We start from the raw sequence: 1,747 nt of genomic DNA, 5'->3' as shown, positions 1-1,747 counted from the left end.
ATCGACGATCCCGGCTCGATCCTCAAGTGCACGAACAAGATCTACCTGCACGACCTGCTCAAGTCGCGCAAGCTGGCGACGCCGAAGACCGAGATCCTTTACCGCGACGACGCGAAGAAGCTGGCCGAACTGCCTGACCTGATCGGCTTTCCAATCGTGCTGAAGATTCCGGACGGCTCGTTCTCGCGCGGCATCGTCAAGGTGGAAACGCCCGAGCAATTGAAGGCCGCGGCCGATGACCTGTTCCAGCACACCGCGCTCGTGCTCGCCCAGGAATTCATGTTCACCGAATACGACTGGCGCATCGGCGTGCTCGACGGCCAGGCGTTGTACGCCTGCCAGTACTTCATGTCGCGCGGCCACTGGCAGATCTACAACCACGGCGCCAATGCGACGCAGAAATCCGGCGGCTTCAAGACCCTGCCCGTGCGCGACGCGCCGAGCGAGGTGGTCAAGCTCGCGCTGAAAGCCACCGCGTCGATCGGCGACGGCCTCTACGGCGTCGACCTCAAGCAGAACGGCGAACGCATCGTCGTCATCGAAGTCAACGACAATCCCTCGATCGACGCCGGCGTCGAGGACGATTATCTCGGCGAAGACCTGTACCGGCGCATCATGGAGGAATTCCTGCGCCGGCTCGAGCGCAAGCGGCTCGGCATCACGGATTGACTAGAACCTATCTCAAAACGTAGCGAGCGAAGACAGTTCGCGCGTTCTAATCCGGACGGCCGCAGAATCGGCGCTACCGCTTCAACTCCGGCCCGAGCACGGCCCAGACATTTTCCAGCACCTTGGGCTCGCCCTCCGCTTTCGGATGCAGGCCGTCGTCCTGCATGAGATCCGGATTCAACGCCACGCCGTCGAGCAGGAACGGGACCAGCGGCACATTGAATTCCCGCGCGAGGCCCCGATACATTTCCCGCAGGCCGTCGCGGTACTGCGGTCCGTAGTTGATCGGCAGTTCGATGCCGAGCAGCGCGGAGCGCGCGCCGGCAGCGCGCGCGGCGGTCAGGATGCTTTTCAGGTTCGTGCGAATTTCGGCAAGCGGCAGGCCGCGCAGTCCGTCGTTGGCACCGAGTTCGACGATCACGACTGCGGGCCGATGCTCGGCGAGCAGTTTGGGCAGGCGCGCGAGGCCACCGGACGTGGTTTCGCCGCTGATGCTCGCGTTGACGACCTGATGCGGCGTGCCCTGCTCGCGCAAGCGTTGTTCGAGCAGATGCACCCAGCCCGCCTCGGGCGCGATGCGATGCGCGGAGGACAGCGAATCGCCGAGCACGAGAATCGGTCCGGCGGATGAAACGGACGGCGCAGCCCGCACGGAAAAGACGCCGGCGATCGACAGAAGAACGACGAGGAACGGTTTGAGCATGATGAAGCAAAACGACGAAATCGTGATTCGTGCCGACAAGGTTAGCAAAAGCGTCGATGGTCCTGATGGCAGGTTGACGATTCTCGACGACGTCGGCTTTACGCTCGCGCGTGGCGACAGCCTCGCGATCGTCGGCGCGTCGGGCTCGGGCAAGACCACCCTGCTCGGCCTGCTCGCCGGACTCGATCGCCCGAGTTCAGGCGAAATCGTGCTCGCGGGCGAACGGCTCGATGCGCTCGACGAGGAGGCGCGTGCGCGCCTGCGCCGCCGCCGCGTCGGTTTCGTGTTCCAGAGTTTCCACCTGCTGCCCGCGCTCAACGCCGAGGAAAACGTGATGCTGCCGCTCGATCTCGAGGGCAGCGCCGACGCGCGCAC

Annotated in this window: 3 protein-coding genes; 2 read left to right on the top strand and 1 reads right to left on the bottom strand. The window is 64.3% G+C overall.

Annotated features, from left to right (window positions below):
- On the top strand, positions 1–669 hold a 669-nt coding region (locus VF497_RS16125), incomplete at its 5' end, for a RimK family alpha-L-glutamate ligase (RefSeq protein WP_330890588.1).
- A 73-nt stretch (positions 670–742) separates the two neighbouring features.
- Here the strand turns inward: VF497_RS16125 and VF497_RS16120 are convergent.
- Positions 743–1,372 carry an arylesterase gene (locus tag VF497_RS16120; protein WP_330890586.1) on the bottom strand — a complete coding sequence of 210 codons (630 nt, stop codon included), beginning with the start codon at positions 1,370–1,372 and terminating at the stop codon, positions 743–745.
- 1 nt (position 1,373) lies between these two features.
- Here VF497_RS16120 and VF497_RS16115 point away from each other — a divergent pair.
- Positions 1,374–1,747: ATP-binding cassette domain-containing protein (locus VF497_RS16115; RefSeq protein ID WP_330890584.1), on the top strand; the 374-nt coding region annotated here is incomplete at its 3' end.

This window comes from Rudaea sp. (assembly GCF_036383415.1).
Taxonomy (GTDB): Bacteria; Pseudomonadota; Gammaproteobacteria; order Xanthomonadales; family Rhodanobacteraceae; genus Rudaea.
Note: the sequence above shows the minus strand (reverse complement) of the source record. Positions and strands in the feature narration are given on the sequence as shown.

Excerpts from the sequence above, each read along its gene's own strand:
- VF497_RS16120 (WP_330890586.1), bottom strand. The coding sequence starts at position 1,372 with ATGCTCAAACCGTTCCTCGTCGTTCTTCTGTCGATCGCCGGCGTCTTT.